Below are 19,812 nucleotides of genomic sequence, written 5' to 3' on the forward strand. Positions count from 1 at the left end.
ACTGATGATAACGTTATCAATGTTTCAAGAGCATTTGGATTCTACAGAGCTATTACCTCCGCTATCTAATCGCTCAGTAAATGGTCAAGAGCGTTACTTGTTAAAGATGTTGGCAACGCTACCTACGCTTACCCAAGAGCAGCAAACAGAGCATTTAGAGAGTTTACTGACAGTCTTACGTGAATCCAATATGGATGAACAACAGCGTCTTAAATTAATGACAACAGTCATTGATACCTCAGACCGACTGATTGCAGCTTTTAGGCAGCACTACATTTATGAGACAGGCGCGCTTAGTCAGGATCAGATGTCTTATATCGCTCAAATGCAGTCGCTGCATTATTTAATTATCATGGTTTACGACAAAGTCATACGTCGTGAGACGCAGTTGTCAGAAGCCTCCTTAAATAACTCTTCTGGTAAAGGTTGGCAGCGTTTTTTCGGCGCTGAAACTAAACCTGATAGCACGCTTGCTATTGCGATTTATCAATCACTATTAAGATATCAAAAGCTATTAGCAGAAGAAACACTGTGCTATCGAAAGCCATCAGATTACCTGTGGTCTAGAGTCAATCAGTTATATTATCTGGCCCATCAGAAAAAAGTAGCTGATATGGATTTAAGTCTACATACTGTCACGAACCAAACAAACAGTATCCATCAGCTATATTGCCAAATCTGTTTGCATCACTTGTTAAATTTGCGTGCTATGAGGCGCCCGAATATCTTGCTCGTACAGCGTCTATTGCCTGAATGGGCTAAACACATGGTCGCGACAATGGAGCCCGCCACTGAGACAAAAGTTTTTGTTGATCTTCATAGCAGTAATCCGCCAAGCTATCTAACAGTCAACTCTCATATCAACCCATATGAAGATCGTCATGACTGTCTATTTATAGAACTGACACCGATAGTTGAGTATTTTGAGTCACGTAAAAAAGACTTTATCGAGGAAGGTAGCATAGCAGAATATAGTCTGATTAATGCTATTTCGATGACCATCAGCTACCGCTATTTGCAGCCGCTACTTACCTTGCCAACCAAATATACTAGCAAGCAGCAGGCAAAGTTAATCACCAATTTTAATGATATACACTACCATGTAGGTCATTTAAAAACTTTTGCCAATTTGATCGCTATCAAACATTTACGAGAAGAAGACAGGCCTCTATACGATACATTTGATAGTGAGCGTAGCCGCAGTAGCGTTATAAACATTGAGACATTTGGCGACTATGACAGTTCTTCAGCATACCGCACACTGCATTTGTTGCCAAAAGATGGTAAGCCTAATGAGAATGTTGTCGACAAAAACATTCTCAATAAAGAAGGGCTTAACTTAGAACAAACTGACTCTGACGTTTCTTTAACAGCACCGCAGCCTTTACACATCATGAGTCTGATTTTGGTCTATGGCTCTGAAAATACAGACCAACCTAATTGGTCAATAGGGGTGGTACGCTGGTTCAATGTCGACACTAAAAATCCAGAAGTAGAATGGCAGATACTCGGGCATAAAATTGTGGCATGTGGATTACGTTTGGAAGGCAGTAAAACGCGAAGTCATCATTTTGTACCAGCATTTATCCTTGGAAAAGATGAAAAGCTGAACACTACTGGCACGTTGATAGTGCCACCTTCTTATTTTCAAATCGATGATAGAGTCGTCATGCGTATTGGCAATAAACAAACCTCCCTACGATTAGGACGCAGGCTGATGATGACTGATAAGTTTAGTCAATATGAGGTGGCGCAGTTATAGCGCTTAGAGGTACTTAGATGTGACAGGAGTTTCAGGCCATAACGGAGAGTTTATACAGATTGTCGTCAGTAATATAGTAGGCGACAAAGGGTATAAGTTAATCTGCAGTTGGTCTAATTATTGTCTATAATGATAAATATTGTTACTCTGACTTTTATGATATCTCTAACTATAAAATAATTATCATAGTGAAAACTCAGTCTATACTGATAGGATTCATAGAATATTAACGCTAGCATGTTTTATGTGCTAGGTTAGTTTTAGAGAAAGATGTAAAGTAACAAAATAATAGATAAAAATACGTACGACTAAAAGGCTCCTTATGCGCTCTCAATCTCTTTTAAATTTATTGGTGATCAATGACGATCAGCTCTATGCTGAACGTCTTGTGCAGTTATTGAGTCCTTATTATGATAGTGTAAATTTGGGGTTTTTGGACGATAAAGAAGAGCTATTGAAACTTCTGCGCCAACCGTGGGATGTACTGGTATTTGGCAAAGCTTATAATATGAGCTTTACAGATGTGGTAAGCCTTGTACAAGAGCAAAATATCGATCTGCCGATGATTTGCCTGATGAATGAAGATATCGCGACGACTGCTTGTAATGATGAGGGGCTCCCTGCTGTGATTAGTGGCACGATGGTCAAAGCGCTCAAAATGGATCAGGAAATGCCAGTCGTAATGGCCATCTGCCTGCAACATAATAGTTTGCGCAGTCGCCGTGAGCTAAAAACCTTACGTCAAGTGCTTTCTGAAGCAGAACAACGTGCCAATGTGTTGATTAAGAACTCTAAGAGCGCGGTCGCTTATATAGACGAAGGTATCCATATATTTGCTAATGACCCTTATCTTCAGCTATTCGGCTTTAAATCGATGAATGAAGTGGTAGGCGTGCCTATTATTGACCTGATTTCAGGTAGAGACAATGTCCAAGGGTTTAAACAGTTTTTACGTCAGTTTGACAAAGGCAGTCGCCAAGACGTTGAGTTTAATTTTGAAAGTGTACGGACAGATGGTAGTACTTTTGAAGCGAAACTACAATTGGCATCAGCTACGTTAGAAGGCGAGCCAGTTATTCAGATTATTATTCAGCAGAATAGTAACAATAGTGCAGAGGTTGCCAAGCGTTTAGCGGAAGCTGAACGTAAAGATAATTTAACTGGCCTAGATAATCGTCGCGGTTTTGAAGAGCAGATGATAGCAATACATAAGCAGGCGACCCAAGGACTAATGACAGCAGCCCTGCTGTATGTGCAGGTTGATAATGTAGGAAAAATAAGAAGTAGTTTGGGTCTGCAAGGGATAGATGAAACGGTAAAACAAGTTGCCCACACATTAACTGAGCTAGTACCTGATGGACATTTGAGCCGTTTCAGCGATACCGCATTCACGATATTAGTAAAAAATAAGACGACGAGTGATATTGAAGAACTTGCTGCGCATATCGGTTCGTCTATAAAGGGTATGTTTATTGAAGTTGATAAACGTACAACCAATACAACAGTCAGTATTGCTATTGTCAAAATTGAAAAAAATACGGTAGAGCCTGTCATCATATTAGAACGCGCCATGGATGCTATCAGCCAAATCATGGTGGAGACTTCTAATAATGGTGGATCGTACCGTATATATGATCCAAGCGAACATGCCAATAGTGACGATCATGCACTTGCTGAGTCATTAGTGGATGCTATTACTAATAACCGCTTTGATCTATCATTTCAGCCAATATACGACATCAACAACGATCGTAGCGACTTCTTTGAAGTGTATCTGCGGTTACCTTTGTCAGATGCTGACAATACGGTATTGACTCCTGATCAGTTTATGGCGGTGGCTAAAAAACATCAACTGTTAGAAAAGATTGACCGATGGGTGCTTATCAATGCCTGTAAGAAAATCAATGACGTACGTAAAGTGCATCCTGAAGCCAAATTATTAGTACAATTAACCAATGCTTCACTGGTTGATAAGAAACTGCCGATTGTTGCTAGTCAATTGATAAAAGCGGTAGGCGGCGCAGCTGGTGTATTGACACTCCAGTTCAATGAAATAGATATCTCTGATCACTTAACCGTCGCAAAATCTCAATTTTCCGCACTTAACGATGTTAACTGTCAAATAGGTATTAATAATTTTGGCTCTTCTGTCAAATCTATTGAAATTGCCAATTTTGTCCAGCCTGATATGGTACGTTTAGCACGTAGCTATATCCAAGATATTGGTGCAGCAGAGAATTTAGAGACGGTCAAGTCTCTTATCACACGTACTAATGATATCAAGGTCGATGTGCTCATGCCTTATATCGAAGATGCAGCAACGATGTCAGTCGCTTGGAGTGTGGGTGCGCGCTATTTGCAAGGGTATTATTTAGAAGAGCCTAGTAGCACGATAAAGGTAGCGAGTTAAAAGGCCAGTACATCATATCGTTTATATCATGGCGATAATATTCCTCAACCAAAGATTGCTAAAAATGTCCCTTATCAGTAGATATCAAATGAGCAGCCTTTTGGCTGCTGTTCTGTTGCTCACAGCTTGTGAGAAAACACCACCTGACCATCGTGCTCCTGTGACTCTGCCCTTATATACTGACGGCGATGCAGACAACGGCTCGATAATTTATAAAGATGCTTGTGGACAATGTCACCAACGTAATGCGGGTCTGAATAAAAAAGGCCCACAATTAATGAATATATACGGTGCGCCGGCTGCCGAGTTAAAAGACTATACCTACAGCAAAGGGCTAGAAGATTCAGGTTGGGTATGGGATGCAGAGACACTCGATCCATATATTGCAGATGCCCAAAAAGCCATGCCAGACTCCAAAATGCTGTCTGACCCGATGCCAGATGCGAAAGAGCGTGCCGATATCATTGCTTATTTATCTACGCTCCGCGCCGCTGCACAGACTGTTACAGATGATGTAAACTGACTTATCATCGTTATGACCTAAAAAATGAGCCAATAACCTACTATGACCCATGCAGCTAACGATATATCATTATCTACCTCTCATATAACAGCGAATCCGCTCAGCCAGTCCATACCTAGTACGGCTGATTTTCAACGCAACCAGCAGAAAATTGCACAGCTGTTAGCACAATTAAATCAGATTGTATTAGACAAGCCGCAAGCAGTTAGGCTAGCGCTCAGTTGTATATTAGCGGGCGGTCATTTGTTGTTACAGGACTTGCCTGGTATGGGTAAGACGACTTTGGCACAGGGCTTGGCACAGCTGTTAGGTTTGAGCTTTAGCCGAGTGCAATTTACCAATGATATGTTGCCTGCTGATATTTTAGGTATGAGCATCTACGACCAAAGTAAACAGCAATTTGAGTTTCGTCCGGGCCCTGTCTTCACTCAGTTATTACTTGCTGATGAAATCAACCGTTCCAGTCCTAAAACACAGAGTGCGCTACTTGAAGCGATGGAGGAGCGCCAAGTCACACAAGATGGCCAGACTTATCCTTTGCCGCAACCGTTCTTTGTCATTGCCACTCAAAATCCATTGCAACAAGCAGGTGTCTATCCGCTCCCAGAGTCGCAGTTAGACAGATTCTTGTTATGTTTGTCATTGGGTTATCCATCGCCTGCCGCAGAGCGTGAGCTGCTAAAAGGTAAAGACCGTCGCGAGCTACTCAAAGATTTGAATACGATGCTTGATACTGAAGCTGTACTACTGGCTCAGCACGCTGTTAGGCAAGTTTATGTAGCAGATACAGTACTGGATTATTTGCAGAGATTGGTTGCAAAAACTCGTGCAAGCCAAGAGTATCATGGCTTATCGCCTCGCGGCGTGTTGTCACTACAACGTGCTGCCCAAGCGCATGCCTATGTATCGGGATATATGGAAGTGACCCCTGAAGATATCCAAGCGGTGTTTGCTGCGGTTACTGATCATCGCCTCGGTCAGCGCTTTGTACCCGCGCATGTGACTGGTGGACAAGCGACAAAAACCATCGCCCAACGTATCCTAGCAGAAGTGTCAGTCGTTGCTTAGCAGCTAGCAGACTGTTTGACCCTATTGATTAACTGCATCGCTGAAATAGAGTTCTACACGTAGTCAAAGCTATATAACTTAGAGAAAATATCAAAGTCACTCAGTTCACTATTTACGGTATTCTCACCCGCTTTCCTTGTATTCGAATTGTCCTGAATCAACTATATTGTTCTATTCGTGAGTTTGTTTGTCAGTTAGATATAAATACAAGTACTAACAGCATTGTCAATCAGATGGTAATAATAGGGTAGTCATGAGCTTATTGCCAAAGGCTTTAACCGCACCAATAAGATCAGCTCTGAGCCGCTGGTTTGCCGCGCGCGCACCTAAAAGTGATAGTGCTACGCTTAATTTGCGTAATGTCTATATTTTCTTTAGTCGTGAAGGAATGCTATTCGCCGTATTGTTAGTAATTACCTTTATCGCGGGTATTAACTATGGCAACAACTTAGTGCTTGGTTTGTGCTTTTATCTGGTCAGTATTTGGCTAATTAGTTTTCATGTTACTTTTGCTCATATATCTGGTCTGCAAGTGCGTTTACTAGAAGTCACTATGACAGAGGCAGGTGCGCCTGTTTGGGTTACGCTACAATTGAATAGTGACAGTCGCCAGCCAAGGCGTCAGTTGCTATTTGAATTTGAGCAGATAATCAATAAAAAAACCAAAAACGGCACAAACACGCAAAGTTCAGTGCTTATCACGCGATTACAAGGTGAGCAAGTCGTTCGACTGCCTGTCCAGACTTACAACCGTGGTCAACTTGAACTACCGCGGTTAAAAATGAAAACAGTTTATCCTCTAGGTATCATGCGTGCATGGTCTTACGTATACTTTGCGCGTACGGCTTGGGTATATCCAAAACCTGAAGTTTTTGACTGGCAAGCAAAATATGCAATCGCAAGCTTAGAGGATTTACCAACAGGTGGGCAGTATAGACAGGGTCAGGACGACTTTGAGCGATTAGACAACTATATCGAGGGTGAGTCATTGGCCCGAGTCTCTTGGGGGCATGTGGCGCGAGGACAAGGTATGCTGACCAAGCACTTCGCTGATCCGGTCGGTCATGAGCAAACGCTTGATTATGCAGATATGCCAGCTGCACATCACGAGCAAAAACTTGCACAATTGGCTTATGGAGCATTGACGCTGGGTCAGCTAGGTGTGCCGTTTCAAATGCGTTTACCTAGTGATACTCCTGCTACTGCGGAGATGGGTAACGGGGAATCCTTTGCGCAAGCATGCTTGCTAAGGCTTGCGAAAGCACCATGACCAATTCTAAACGCTTATCTTCTGCTGATGTTGATACACTGTCCACAGAGTATTCTGCGGTTGATGCTATAAAAACGGCCAGCTTTGAGCAGTTGGCTTTGGGTCAAAAAGTCTCAATTCGACCTGAGCGAAATGACGCTAAATGGTATCGTAAGTTATTTGCACTGCCAGCTTATTATTGGGTATTAATTGCTCAAGTCGTCGTTGTGTTACCGCATGCCGCACATTTACCATTATGGTTGATAGGATTTGCCGCCGTCAGTATCGCCGCTCAATTGCCTTATATCAAAGCTAAATTCAAAAAACTATCGCACCTAAAGCGTATTTATCAAAGTGTACAAATGCTAGGCTTTCTGCTGGGGCTATTAGGTCTGTGGCTGACCTACAATACAGCATTTGGGCTCGATATGGGTGTGGCATTTTTGGTGCTATGCCTAGTTAGTAAGCTATGGGAGCTGTATAAGTGCCGCGATGCCTATGTGGTGTTGAATTTATCATTGTTCGTGCTTGCGGCATTGTTTTTGATGGACCAAGGTTTACTGACTACTTTAGAAGTGATCGTTGGCGCAGTCATTGTATTGCTAGCATTCATTGCGCTTAATGATGATAGCAATGCTAACGGTGATGGACGCTTGCGTACATTGGGCGTGTTAGGGGTTGGTGCATTGCCATTATTGGTGGTACTATTTTTGTTTTTTCCGAGACTGCCACCGCTGTGGTCCGTACAGCTCTCCGGTCAGCAAGCCGTTACAGGTGTGTCTGATAGCATGTCTCCTGGTGATTTTGCCAATTTAGGGCAGTCAACTGAGCTAGCCTTTCGCGTAGAGTTTGCTGATGAGCGCCCGCCGCAACAGCAGTTGTATTGGCGCGGTTTGGTATTTAGTGATTTCGATGGTGTTACATGGCGTCCGGCTTCCCAAAAGGGTCAATGGTCGTCGAGATTGCAAGCACCTGCATGGATTCAGAATGCCTTTGCTACTGTACCTGATGAATCAAGGGCGGCACCTGTCAATTACAAGGTTATCTTAGAACCTACTCAGCAAAACTGGCTATTTGGTCTTGATTATCCGTTCTCCCAGCAGTCAGATATCAATACTACCTCTGAATTTACCTTATCAAAGGATCAACCTGTTACGCAGCAGCTTCGCTATGATGTATTGCAGTTTGCACAGATGCGTATTGATCCGGTTCTAACAGAGGCATCAAGACGTGAGAACCTTGCTTTGCCCAACGAAGGTAACCCTCAATCGCGCGCGCTTGCTAAGCAGTTATTTGAGCAGTCAGGTTCAGACCCTGTGCGCTACATAGCGGCTATCGAGCAATGGATTAATCGAACAGAGTTTCGCTATACGCTGTCGCCACCACGGCTCAATACCAATCGCATTGACGAATTTTTATTTGAAACCAAAGCAGGGTTCTGTGAGCATTATTCGTCAAGCTTTACCTTTATGCTACGCGCCGCTGGTATTCCTGCACGAGTAGTAGCGGGTTATCAAGGCGGTGAGCCGAGTCGTAATGGTAACGTATGGGAAGTGCGGCAAATGGATGCGCATGCATGGACTGAAGTTTGGCTTGAGGGTCAAGGTTGGGTACGTGTGGATCCGACAGCCTTTGTAGCGCCTGAGCGAGTAGAGCAAGGCATGAATACGATGACCGAGCAGCAAGGGGCAGCTATGTTTGGCAATGGTGCCAGTGCACAGATCAGCTATCAGCAGTATCAAATGCTGCAAACGCTACGCCGATTATCAGACCAAGCGAGCTACTACTGGCAAAAAGACGTAGTCGGCTATGACCAAGACAAACAGGCAGACTCATTATTCAAATGGTTCAATATCAGCTCAATCATGCAGCAAATTATTTGGTTAGCCACCAGTGCGGTTTCCGTTATGGTTGTCTTAGTTTTTGTCATTTGGTATCGCCGCCGCAAACGTTGGCACCCAGCAGACCTACCTCTTGCTCAGCTCTCAAAACGTGTTGCCAAACATGATAAATTATTAGCTCGCAATGATAATGAAGGGCAGCTAGCTTGGTTGGAACGTTTGGCATCAGCTATTGATAGCCGTAAGGATAACAATGCTCACTCTGCTACGAGTCAGCTAACAGATAGTAGCGACCCAATCGTTATTCAGACAAAGCTTATTGAAATTAGACAAAACTATCGTCAGTTACGCTATGGACGACTGAGTACATTTGATGCCAGTCATAGTGAATATCAGAAATTACTCAAACAACTCAAAAAAGATGTGCACGAATTGTTATAGAAATTTTGATGATGACATCATTGAGTTGCTAAGTTATTTTGAGCTGACTACAAGATGGATGAGCGAACCAGTGAATAGGTAAGAAAGGCGGTTATATGGCGATATATGTAGATTTTGTGCAGATAAAATTCAAAGGCCATAAGTGGTGCCATATGCTGGCGGATAGCTTGCAAGAGCTACATGATTTTGCGGCATTTATTGATGTGGATGCGCGTCTATTTCATCGTAATGCCAGCTATCCTCACTATGATATCACGGTTCAAATGCGTGAAATCGCTATAGCGCAAGGTGCTATTCCTGCCGATAGAAAAAAGATTATCGAATGCGCAAAGAAATTAAAAGTAGAGTTGAATGACCAGATAGAACAATCTAGTCATTCTTGATATGAGAGATTTTTAAGTAAATAAGTAATACTTCCGTAGCACATTTCACTTATTTACTCGAATGTATATTTATTCAACTATACCAAACACATTATTTTGCCGTTGCTGCAGTACTGATAGCGTTAAGTGCTTTTGAAATATTAGCAATCTCAGTATCGCAACCTTTGATATTGTGACGTGTCTTGAGGTAGTCAGGGTTGTTGTATGACAGCCATACTTTCTTATCAGCATCTTCGCTAATCAATATTTTTTGCGGCAAATCAATGGCAACAGTTTGCTCACAGTTCATTAATGGCGTACCCGCTTTAGGGTTGCCAAACATAACGACTTGCGTTGGTCTCAATGATAAGTCGGCACTCTGTGCATTTTTCTGATGGTCGACTCGTGCAAATACTTTCATACCCTTGCTTTCGATAACTGAGACCAGCTTGTCTGCGGTATCTTTGACGGAGTGATTGCTCTGTAAAGTTACCAAGCCTTTTTCAGCATTGATAGAGGTTGTGGTGTCTGTCATAGCACCAGTGCTCTTGGTTTTATCCAATAGCGTATCGATACTGGCACAAGAGGAAACGGCCACTGCTAGCGCAGCGGTAGAGACGATTTTAATCATAATTACACCTTTAAGTTATCTGTAGTATGGTCAGTCCTAACTATAATGAGCAACATCGAATATTCATTGTGCGTAATCAGGTTTGTGATTGCAATACGTCTTAACAGAACGTTAAACCAAATGTTCTGCCAAATAATCTACGAGCAGTCTAATCTTTGGTGATAAATGACGGTTATGCGGATAAATGGCCCAAATACTTTCTTCGGGCTCTCTATAGTCATCAAGTAAACTGACCAACTCGCCGGACGCTAAATACTTTTGTACATAATAATCAGGAAGCTGCACGATACCTAGCCCTTTTAGCGCAGCATCGACCAGACTATAGCCGCTGTTATATTGCACTGTACCAGAGACACGCAGGTTCCTTTCTACACTTGCCTGTTGGTTACCATGAGTATCGCTGTTCTCTTTTGTTTTAGTGGTATCTATAAAATGCCAATAATCACGAGTACCTAGTAGGCAATTATGTTGACTTAAATCACTTAAATGGCATGGTATACCGTGTTTTTTTAGATAAGAGGGCGCAGCGCAGACAAAGTTAGTGCGCAGGCTAAGTTTCTTTGCCATCATCGTCGAGTCATGCAATTTGCCAATACGAATGGCCAAATCATAACCCCCTTCAATCAAGTCGATTTTCTGATTACTCAAAAAGGCAGTCACTTCGATATCGTGATACTGCATCATAAAATCATTGATAAGTGGTAATAACTGCTGCTCACCATAAGTAACGGGCGCTGTTAGTTTTATCCTGCCTTGAGGCTTTGATTGTAAGTTGCTTACGGCTTGCTCAGCGGCATCCAAGCCGTCGAGTACACTGCGGCAATGCTGATAGAATACACGTCCTTCTTCAGTCAGTGAGACCTTGCGCGTGGTTCGATATAGCAGCTTTATGTTTAAACGTTTCTCTAACGCGCTGATCTGGCGGCTGACTTGTGCAGTCGAGATACCCAGCTCTTTTGCACCACGCGTAAAGCTCTCGAATTCTGCGACATAGACAAACTCACTAATTCCTTCCCAGCGCATGATTATTACCAATATGTAAAAGATATTTGCAAATATAGCATATTGTTATCCGCTCAGAAATAAATATAATGGTTAGTATCAATGTAAACAGATGGTGTTTTACTGTCATCGATGCTTGCCTATAGTGGGCAGGCAAGATAAGCTCAGTCTATCTTTATTTGTTTTAACTATAGATATAGTAAACGCCAGAAGCCATAAAATACTTTAGCAAGTGACTAGAATGGCTTGCACTTATCGTAAAACTGTTATGTCGTCACCCATAAATAACAATCAATTAAAAAGAGAGATTTTTATGTCAGATAAATTTATTAAATCAAAAGCCGCCATCGCGTGGGGTCCAAAGCAGCCGCTATCTATCGAAGAAGTGGACGTCATGCTACCGCGCAAAGGCGAAGTATTGGTAAAAATCGTCGCCAGTGGTGTCTGTCACACAGATGCTTTTACCTTATCTGGTGAAGACCCAGAAGGCGTGTTCCCTGCGATTTTGGGCCATGAAGGCGGTGGTATCGTTGAACAAGTTGGCGAAGGCGTGACCAGCGTTCAGGTCGGCGATCATGTCATTCCGTTGTACACGGCAGAATGCGGCGTTTGTAAAATGTGCCGCTCAGGTAAAACCAATCTTTGCTCGGCAGTACGCGAGACTCAAGGCAAAGGCTTGATGCCAGATGGCACCACACGCTTTTATAAAGACGGCGAGCCTATCTACCATTATATGGGTTGCTCAACTTTCTCTGAGTACACAGTTTTACCAGAGATTTCTTTGGCTAAAGTCAATAAAGAAGCGCCATTAGAAGAAGTTTGTTTGCTTGGTTGCGGCGTGACTACTGGCATGGGCGCAGTCATGAATACGGCAAAAGTCGAAGAGGGCGCGACTGTTGCTATTTTTGGACTGGGCGGTATCGGACTGTCAGCAGTGATTGGTGCTGCCATGGCAAAAGCCAGCCGTATCATCGCGATTGATATCAATGAAAGCAAGTTTGAGCTAGCCAAAAAGCTAGGGGCAACTGACTGTATCAACCCGAAAGATTATGACAAACCAATTCAAGAAGTGATCGTCGAGCTAACCGATGGCGGTGTTGATTATTCGTTTGAATGTATCGGTAATGTCGATGTTATGCGTTCAGCGCTAGAGTGCTGCCACAAAGGGTGGGGCGAGTCAGTCATCATCGGTGTCGCTGGTGCTGGACAAGAAATCTCAACCCGTCCATTCCAGTTAGTGACTGGTCGAGTCTGGAAGGGTTCCGCATTTGGCGGTGTAAAAGGTCGTACAGAACTACCAGGTTATGTCGAGCGTTATCTAGCGGGCGAGATTCCTTTACAGGATTTTATCACTCATACGATGCCAATAGAAGACGTCAACGAAGCGTTTGACTTGATGCACAAAGGCGAAAGTATCCGTACGGTTGTACACTTCTCAGAGTAATCAAAAAGCCCAGCAACGACGTTATTGTCTTAGAAATGCTTTGTTAAAAATAAAAAGGCTGCTTCAATATTGAGGCAGCCTTTTTTAATGTTATTTGTACATATAGCTTAGTAACTAAAAGTCTCAAGCACTCTTTTTGCTAATGATTTGATCCGCTAATGTCGATAAATCTGATGCCGTCAAATCAGGAACTAGTACATTAGGCGCGTTCAGCATTGCATTATAGGGACGGGTCAAAAATGCACCGCGACAACCTGCTGCCTGCGCACCTATAGTATCCCAGAGGTGACAGGCAACAAGACATAAATCTGATGTGTCAACGGCTAGTGTATCAGCCACCAATTGATAAGTATTGGGCGCTGGCTTGAACTTGCCAACAGTCTCAATACTGAAGTGCTGCTCAAAAAACTGGCTGAGACCCGCTTTTTCTAGTGGTGTTGGAGACGCACTGCTTGCTGAATTGGTCAGTGTGACCAGTCGAAACCCTGCATCGCGCAAACGAGTCAGTGCTGGCGCTGCATCAGGATGGGCAGGTAACGCATTCATTCTTTCTTTGAACTCATTGATATCGGCGTCTGTCAAAGCGACTTGTCTGATGTTAGCAACCATTTGCAATGCACCAACCCCAAGCTCGCCAAAAGGCGTATAGAGGCCGGACAGCGTCATAGTTTGCGAGTACAGTACTAGCTGAGCGAACCATTCTCTGAGCACTCTTTGCTTGCCAAAGACGCGGGTGAATAAAGGCGTTAGCGTGTCGATATCGAGCAATGTTTCATTGACGTCGAACACAATAATCGAGGGAAAGCGTTCAGAAGACATAAAGTATCCTTTTATAGAATGACATTTTTATAACGTCGTATGGTTTACTCAGTCATGTTGGCCAATTGCTCTAAAATACTGATGTAGTTCTCGACCCCTTGGGCACCGCTGACCAGATGACGCTCATTAAAGATAATCGCTGGTACACTTTGGATACCTTGCTGTTGCCAATGCTGCTCTTCTGTTCGCACTTCTTTCGCAAAGAATTGACCTTCCAACACTGCCAATGACTCACTACGATCAAGCCCAGTTTCTGCTGCAATATCGGCAAGCACGTTGATATCGGAAATGTCTCTGTTATTGGTGAAATGCGCAGCAAACAAAGCTTGCTTTAGCTCATGCATGCGGCCTTGCTGATCAGCGAAATGTAGCAACTGATGCAAGTTAAAGGTGTTATGCATACGTGTGTCATCATTGAAATTAAACTCAAAGCCAACTTCCTGTCCAGCTTCAGTCATTCTGACTCGGCTAGCATCTGATTCTTGTTTAGTAGAGCCGTACTTCTCGATAATGTGCTCGCGTAGGTTTTGCCCTTCGCTTGGCATGTTTGGGTTTAGCTCAAACGGATGCCAGTGGATAGTGTGGGCAGTATTGGTTTGCTCAAGTGCTGCTGCCAATTGACGATAACCGATAACGCACCAAGGGCAGACGACATCTGAGACGATATCTATTCGGAGTGGTTTTTCTGATGTGCTCATATTTCCTCACGGGTATTATTATGTATGTTTTGTTTGGGATGTATAGATAGTGGCATATCAGTTGGAATCAAGCAGATATACCTAGTTACTGGGTAGTAAGTCAGTTCATACTAAGAGAATGACTAAGTGATTACAATGTAGTCTGCGCAGTCGGCGTCGCCAATTCGGTAGCGTAATTGTAACCATTACTAATAAGAAAGTAGGCGTTTTTGCAACACACTGACTCAGTCATAACAAAACCTACGAATACTTAACCAAGCAGGCATGGTCATAAAATAGCTTTTTATTTAAAGTGGCTTCGTTAAATGATAATCGAAGAAGAAAAATTCTAAGCAAAAATAAAAAATTAATATCAATAATGGAGCCATAGATGAAAAATATCACTGAAGCAATGAACTGGCGCTACAGCACAAAAGAGTTTGATACCAATAAGAAAATCTCAGCAGAAGATTTCCAAAGTCTAAAGGATATTTTGCGCCTCAGTCCTTCGAGTACCAATATCCAGCCTTGGCATTTTGTTATTGCTGACGATGAAGCTGGTAAAGCCCGAATTGCTAAAGGCACTGAGGGCATGTATGAGTTCAACGATGCCAAAGTAAAAAGTGCCTCGCACGTCATTGTATTCTGTAGCCGTGTCTATGCAGATGATGAATTTTTGGATGACATATTAGAAAAAGAAGATGCAGATGGTCGTTTTGCAGAGCCAAAATTTAAAGAGCAAATGCATCAGACGCGTAAAATGTTTTTGGACATTCGTCGTTATGAGCAAAAAGACGAGCCACATTGGTTGATAGAGCAATTGTATCTCAATATGGGCGCTTTGCTACTAGGGGCTGCAACTTTGGGTATTGATGCGGTGCCGATGGAAGGGGCGGATTTGAAAGCACTTGATGAAGAGTTTGATTTACGTAGCAAGGGATACACCGCTGTGGCAGTCGTATCACTTGGTTATCGTAGTAAAGATGACTTTAACGCTGAGCTGCCAAAATCACGCTTTGATGAAGAAGCGATTATTACGAAAGCCTAGCCAGTTATTAGCTAAGAAAAGAACGGATTTAATAGACATATCTACTAAATACTATACGTAAAAAGTCTATTTAAGAGCCTCATAAACTGACCGTTTACGAGGCTTTTTTTTAGGGATTTCCTTTGAAATAACGTTAAAAACTGATGATAAATCACATACCATCTATTAGCAGCGCTAACATTTCGATACTCTCGTAGATTAGAAACTACACTGGAACCCCTACAAAGTAAAAACAAAACAACTGTTTCCATACGTCATAATAAATTTATTAACGTTGTCATTTTGAAGCGTATTTCACCATTCCATTATATTCATCTGCCAGCGAGAAGCCAGCATGTCTACTTTGACCTTAACAATCAATAAGCAAGATTATCAGCTTGAAAATCTTGACGCTCGTACGACACTGCTCGATGTCTGTCGTCAGCACCTACAAATTACTGGTCCCAAAAAAGGCTGCGACCACGGTCAATGCGGGGCATGTACCATGCTCATCAATGGACGACGGGTTAACTCTTGTCTGACACTCGCCGTTATGCATGATGGTGATGACATCACAACGATCGAAGGCATTGGGATGCCAGAGTCACTATCGGCATTGCAGCAAGCGTTTAAAGACAATGATGCTTTTCAGTGCGGGTATTGCACGCCAGGTCAGATTTGCTCAGCGACCGCATTGATAGAAGAAGTAAAGCAAAATTGGCCAAGCCATGTCAGCACCGACTTAAAAAATCCTGATGGTCGCCTTGTACAAGAAATTGCTGAGCGCATGAGCGGTAACATCTGCCGCTGCTCAGCTTATCCAAATATTATCAAAGCCATTTCACAAGTGCTTGAAAATCAAATTTCAGAGAGTCAGGTTTTAGAGTCTAGTACTCAAACAACAGACAATACAGTGCAAAACTCAAGCGTGACAGGCATCTGGTCACCGCCACCGAGCGAGGCGCAACTTGGTAAGACCTCATCGAATAACAAGACAGCAACTGCTACAACAGGAGGCCGCTCATGAAACGCTTTGAATATAGCCGTGCTGATGCACCAGAGCAAGCGGCGATATCTGCCAGTACTGAGGATGCGTCTTTTATCGCAGGTGGTACCAACTTATTAGACTTGATGAAATTGGAGATTGAGACACCAATTAAACTGGTCGATATTACCCGTCTAGAGTTAGAAAAGGTCGAAACCACTACCGATGGTGGTTTGCGTATCGGTACGCTTGTGACCAATAGTGATTTGGCAGCGCATCCTGAGGTTATTGCCAATTATCCAGTATTATCCCGAGCGATTTTGGCAGGAGCGACTGGTCAGTTGCGTAATAAAGCAACGACTGGCGGTAATTTCTTGCAGCGCACACGTTGTTATTATTTTTATCAGACAGACAGCGCCTGCAACAAGCGTGAACCGGGCACAGGTTGTCCAGCTATCAATGGCGAGAACCGTACGCTAGCTATTTTAGGCACGAGCGATGCCTGTATCGCTCAGCATCCATCTGACATGGCAGTAGCAATGCGCTTGTTGGATGCCACTATCGAGACAGTTAAGGCGGACGGCTCGACTCGTACTATCAATGTAAAAGACTTTTATTGCTTACCAAAAGATACGCCGCATATCGAAAACGTATTGGAAGCAGGTGAGCTGATTACTCACGTTGTATTACCTGCACCTGTCAAAGGTATGCATACTTATGACAAAGTGCGAGATCGCGCCTCATATGCGTTTGCGCTCGTGTCCTGTGCCGCAGTGATAGACGCTGATGATAACGGTAATCTAAAGACGGTACGATTGGCATTTGGTGGTATCGGTACTGAGCCATGGCGTAATGAAGAAGTTGAGGCGCTATTAACAGATACCGATGGCAATACTGATGTCATCACGCAAGCTGCCGATCTGTTATTGAATGATGCCAAAGGTAATGGTCAAAACGACTTTAAGATACCGTTGACGCGTCGCCTACTAAAACAAGTCATTCAGCGCGCACTAGCGGGCGAGGGAGCATAATCATGTCATTATTTGAATCAATCACTCAGTCAGAACCGACCAAAAAAATGACCATGGATGAGCCTGTTGAGTCTTTGTTTAGCACAACAGCGAGCAAACTGGTCGGTAAGCCAATTAACCGTGTTGACGGCTCGCTGAAAGTTAGTGGTCAAGCGCCTTATAGTGCCGAAATTCATTTGGATAATAAAGCGTACGGTGTCTTGGTCGGTGCGACCATTGCCAAAGGACAAGTCGAAAATATCGATAGCAGTTCTTTGGACGGCATTCCTAATATTATCAAGGTCGTGACAGATCCTAAGCACTTCTTGCGTAATTCTCAGCAAGGTGGATTAAAAAAAGCGCCAAAGCAGGGAGCGACTGAGATTTTTTATCATGGTCAACCTATCGCTGTTGTAATCGCTGAAACCTTTGAAGCAGCAACAGAAGGGGCAAATGCGCTTAAAGTCACTTATAAAGATGAGACTGACCAAGCGGCATTAAATTTTACTAAAGAATTGTCTAACGCCCATGAAGTTGATGAGAAAAAAGGTTCTGACAAAAATTATGTCCAAGGCGATCCTGAGCAAGGATTGGCTGATGCTGAAGTAACACTTGATCGCTTTTATCATACGCCAAGTCAAAACAGCTCGGCGATGGAGCCACATGCAACATTGGCACATTGGGAAGGGGATAAGCTCGTTCTTTATACGGCAAATCAAATGCTTGCGTCTTGTAAGCAGCAAGTCATGGATGCGCTAAACTTAAACAAAGATCAAGTTCAGCTAATTGCACACTATGTTGGTGGTGGGTTTGGTAGTAAGCTCGGTATTGCGCCTGAATCTATTGCCGCTGCTATTGCGTCAAAAGATCTTGGTCGACCAGTATTGATTACTATGACCCGTCCACAGGTGATGGAGGCAACGGTCAGACGCTCAAACACTCGTCAGCGCATTGCAATTGGCTGCGATAAAAATGGCGTTATCGATACGTTGATTCACGATACCATTTCTAGCAATTTGCCAGACGAAGCGTTCTTTGAACCAACTGCCTTGTCTACGCACTATCTATACAGTGGTAAAAACCGCCGTGTAAATTATGAAATGGTCGACATGAACCAAGTATTGTCAGGCTCGATGCGCGCACCTGGCGAAGCGGTCGGTATGATTGCTGTTGAATGTGCAATGGATGAATTGGCTGCGCAATTGGACCTTGATCCTATAGAGCTGCGCCGCCGTAATGAACCCGAAAAAGACCCTAGTAAAGACATTCCGTTTTCGACGCGTCAGCTGATTGCCTGTATGGAGCAAGGTGCTGAGCAGTTTGGGTGGAGTCAGCGCAACGCAAAGCCTGCTAGTCAATTAGAAGGCGACTGGTGGATAGGAACGGGCATGGCTGCAGCCGCACGTGGTAATCAGTTACAGTCTTCTGAAGCGCGCGCAACGTTGCAAATCGATAAGTCAAAAGCGCTTGGTGTCAAAGCAGTTATCGAGACAGATATGACGGATATCGGTACAGGGTCTTATACAGTGTTTTCTCAGGTAGCAGCAGATTTATTAGGACTACCTATCGACCATATCGAGATGAAACTAGGTGATAGTGCCTTACCACCTGCATCAGGTTCAGGAGGTAGTTGGGGCGCAGCAAGTGCAGGTAGTGGTGTCTACCTCGCTTGTGAGCAGCTCCGTGAGATGCTAGCAGCAAAAGTCGGCCTGTATCCTGATACGATTCAGCTAGATAATGGTCAAATTAAGCAAGTAGGCAAGCACGATTTAACAGCGGTAGAGGCAGCCAAAGAGAACGGTCAAGCGTTTGCTGATAGCACTATTGATAAAATATCTGAAACCACAGGAGTCTCATTTTCAGAGAATGTATTAGAAGAACAGACAGCATCAGAAAAATATGATTTTGACAATACAAAATCATATGCGCTTGCTGACGTGGTCGCAGGCTATGAGGAGCAAAAAGTCAGTGCCAAAGGTCAGATAAAGCCAGGTAAAAATGGTAAGAAGTATCGTCAGTCCTCTTTTGGTGCGAACTTTGCTGAAGTAGCCGTGCATAAAGTCACTGGTGAGATCCGAGTAAAACGCATGACAGGCGCATTTGCCGCAGGTCGTATTCTTAACCATAAAACAGCGACTTCGCAATGCTATGGTGGCATGGTGTTTGGTATTGGTTCAGCATTGATGGAAGAGGTCATCCACGATAAACGTGATGGTCGCCTATGTAACCATGACCTCGCTGAATATCATGTGCCAGTCAATGCTGATGTACCACAGTTAGATGTGATATTGGTCGAAGAGGATGATCCTTATACCAACCCGATGCATATCAAAGGTATTGGTGAGACGGCTATTGCCGGTGCTGCCGCTGCGATTGCTAACGCTGTCTACAATGCCGTCGGCGTACGTGTTTATGATTTTCCGATTACTCTCGACAAATTGCTTTACGAGATGCCAGAGTAATTTTTTAAGCCATATGTACGACAGTAACCCGCTTAATGAGCGGGTTTTTATAACTCAATCAGCAGTATATTTCGTCATTATCAAGAAAATAACTACCAA

General features: G+C 43.4%; 16 protein-coding genes. 12 read left to right on the forward strand and 4 right to left on the reverse strand.

The window, feature by feature from the left end; genetic code table 11:
- The first annotated feature begins 4 nt into the window (after positions 1–4).
- The 7 genes from ACTXGF_RS16600 to ACTXGF_RS16630 all read left to right on the forward strand — a co-directional run bounded on the left by ACTXGF_RS16600 (position 5) and on the right by ACTXGF_RS16630 (position 9,677).
- On the forward strand, positions 5–1,762 hold the full coding sequence (locus tag ACTXGF_RS16600) for a cyclic-di-GMP receptor FimW-related protein (protein ID WP_443534500.1): 1,758 nt from the start codon (positions 5–7) through the stop codon (positions 1,760–1,762).
- 322 nt (positions 1,763–2,084) lie between these two features.
- Positions 2,085–4,172 carry an EAL domain-containing protein gene (locus ACTXGF_RS16605; RefSeq protein WP_443534498.1) on the forward strand — a complete coding sequence of 696 codons (2,088 nt, stop codon included), beginning with the start codon at positions 2,085–2,087 and terminating at the stop codon, positions 4,170–4,172.
- A 100-nt stretch (positions 4,173–4,272) separates the two neighbouring features.
- The gene (locus ACTXGF_RS16610; RefSeq protein ID WP_443569797.1) at positions 4,273–4,695 is read left to right on the forward strand and encodes a c-type cytochrome; all 423 of its coding nucleotides are present in this window, start codon (positions 4,273–4,275) and stop codon (positions 4,693–4,695) included.
- Between the two features lie 42 nt (positions 4,696–4,737).
- Complete coding sequence (locus ACTXGF_RS16615) at positions 4,738–5,763, forward strand: AAA family ATPase (protein WP_443534494.1); 1,026 nt, start codon at positions 4,738–4,740, stop codon at positions 5,761–5,763.
- A 253-nt stretch (positions 5,764–6,016) separates the two neighbouring features.
- Positions 6,017–7,033, forward strand: a complete 1,017-nt coding sequence (locus ACTXGF_RS16620; RefSeq protein WP_443534492.1) for a hypothetical protein — start codon at positions 6,017–6,019, stop codon at positions 7,031–7,033.
- Positions 7,030–9,294 carry a transglutaminase TgpA family protein gene (locus tag ACTXGF_RS16625; protein ID WP_443534490.1) on the forward strand — a complete coding sequence of 755 codons (2,265 nt, stop codon included), beginning with the start codon at positions 7,030–7,032 and terminating at the stop codon, positions 9,292–9,294. The genes ACTXGF_RS16620 and ACTXGF_RS16625 overlap by 4 nt, the downstream gene beginning before the upstream one ends.
- 95 nt (positions 9,295–9,389) lie before the next feature.
- Positions 9,390–9,677: a DUF4031 domain-containing protein gene (locus ACTXGF_RS16630; protein ID WP_057761296.1), complete on the forward strand. Its 288-nt coding sequence runs from the start codon at positions 9,390–9,392 to the stop codon at positions 9,675–9,677.
- A gap of 91 nt (positions 9,678–9,768) precedes the next feature.
- Here the strand turns inward: ACTXGF_RS16630 and ACTXGF_RS16635 are convergent, their stop codons facing one another.
- Both ACTXGF_RS16635 and ACTXGF_RS16640 read right to left on the reverse strand, forming a co-directional pair.
- Complete coding sequence (locus tag ACTXGF_RS16635; protein ID WP_443534488.1) at positions 9,769–10,287, reverse strand: DUF302 domain-containing protein; 519 nt, start codon at positions 10,285–10,287, stop codon at positions 9,769–9,771.
- Positions 10,288–10,398: 111 nt separating this feature from the next.
- Positions 10,399–11,310: a LysR family transcriptional regulator gene (locus ACTXGF_RS16640; RefSeq protein ID WP_443534486.1), complete on the reverse strand. Its 912-nt coding sequence runs from the start codon at positions 11,308–11,310 to the stop codon at positions 10,399–10,401.
- A gap of 292 nt (positions 11,311–11,602) precedes the next feature.
- On the opposite strand from ACTXGF_RS16640, the gene ACTXGF_RS16645 reads away from it, so the two are divergent.
- On the forward strand, positions 11,603–12,733 hold the full coding sequence (locus ACTXGF_RS16645; RefSeq protein ID WP_057761290.1) for an S-(hydroxymethyl)glutathione dehydrogenase/class III alcohol dehydrogenase: 1,131 nt from the start codon (positions 11,603–11,605) through the stop codon (positions 12,731–12,733).
- A gap of 123 nt (positions 12,734–12,856) precedes the next feature.
- Here ACTXGF_RS16645 and ACTXGF_RS16650 read toward each other — a convergent pair whose 3' ends face one another.
- Together ACTXGF_RS16650 and ACTXGF_RS16655 are read right to left on the reverse strand one after the other, a co-directional pair.
- Positions 12,857–13,552, reverse strand: a complete 696-nt coding sequence (locus ACTXGF_RS16650) for a haloacid dehalogenase type II (RefSeq protein ID WP_443534483.1) — start codon at positions 13,550–13,552, stop codon at positions 12,857–12,859.
- A gap of 44 nt (positions 13,553–13,596) precedes the next feature.
- On the reverse strand, positions 13,597–14,250 hold the full coding sequence (locus ACTXGF_RS16655) for a DsbA family oxidoreductase (protein ID WP_443534481.1): 654 nt from the start codon (positions 14,248–14,250) through the stop codon (positions 13,597–13,599).
- A 370-nt stretch (positions 14,251–14,620) separates the two neighbouring features.
- Between ACTXGF_RS16655 and nfsB the strand changes: the two genes are divergently transcribed.
- The 4 genes from nfsB (at position 14,621) to ACTXGF_RS16675 (ending at position 19,713) form a co-directional block, all read left to right on the forward strand.
- A complete protein-coding gene (gene nfsB / locus ACTXGF_RS16660; protein ID WP_443534479.1) occupies positions 14,621–15,277 on the forward strand; it encodes an oxygen-insensitive NAD(P)H nitroreductase in 657 nt (218 codons plus the stop codon).
- Positions 15,278–15,611: 334 nt separating this feature from the next.
- A complete protein-coding gene (locus ACTXGF_RS16665; RefSeq protein WP_443534477.1) occupies positions 15,612–16,283 on the forward strand; it encodes a 2Fe-2S iron-sulfur cluster-binding protein in 672 nt (223 codons plus the stop codon).
- A complete protein-coding gene (locus ACTXGF_RS16670) occupies positions 16,280–17,272 on the forward strand; it encodes an FAD binding domain-containing protein (protein ID WP_443534475.1) in 993 nt (330 codons plus the stop codon). Before ACTXGF_RS16665 ends, ACTXGF_RS16670 begins: the two co-directional genes overlap by 4 nt.
- A 2-nt stretch (positions 17,273–17,274) precedes the next feature.
- Positions 17,275–19,713, forward strand: coding sequence for a molybdopterin cofactor-binding domain-containing protein (locus ACTXGF_RS16675; RefSeq protein ID WP_443534473.1), 2,439 nt, complete (start codon positions 17,275–17,277; stop codon positions 19,711–19,713).
- Positions 19,714–19,812: the final 99 nt, after the last annotated feature.

The organism is Psychrobacter sp. 1Y6, assembly GCF_052258385.2.
Lineage (GTDB): Bacteria > Pseudomonadota > Gammaproteobacteria > Pseudomonadales > Moraxellaceae > Psychrobacter.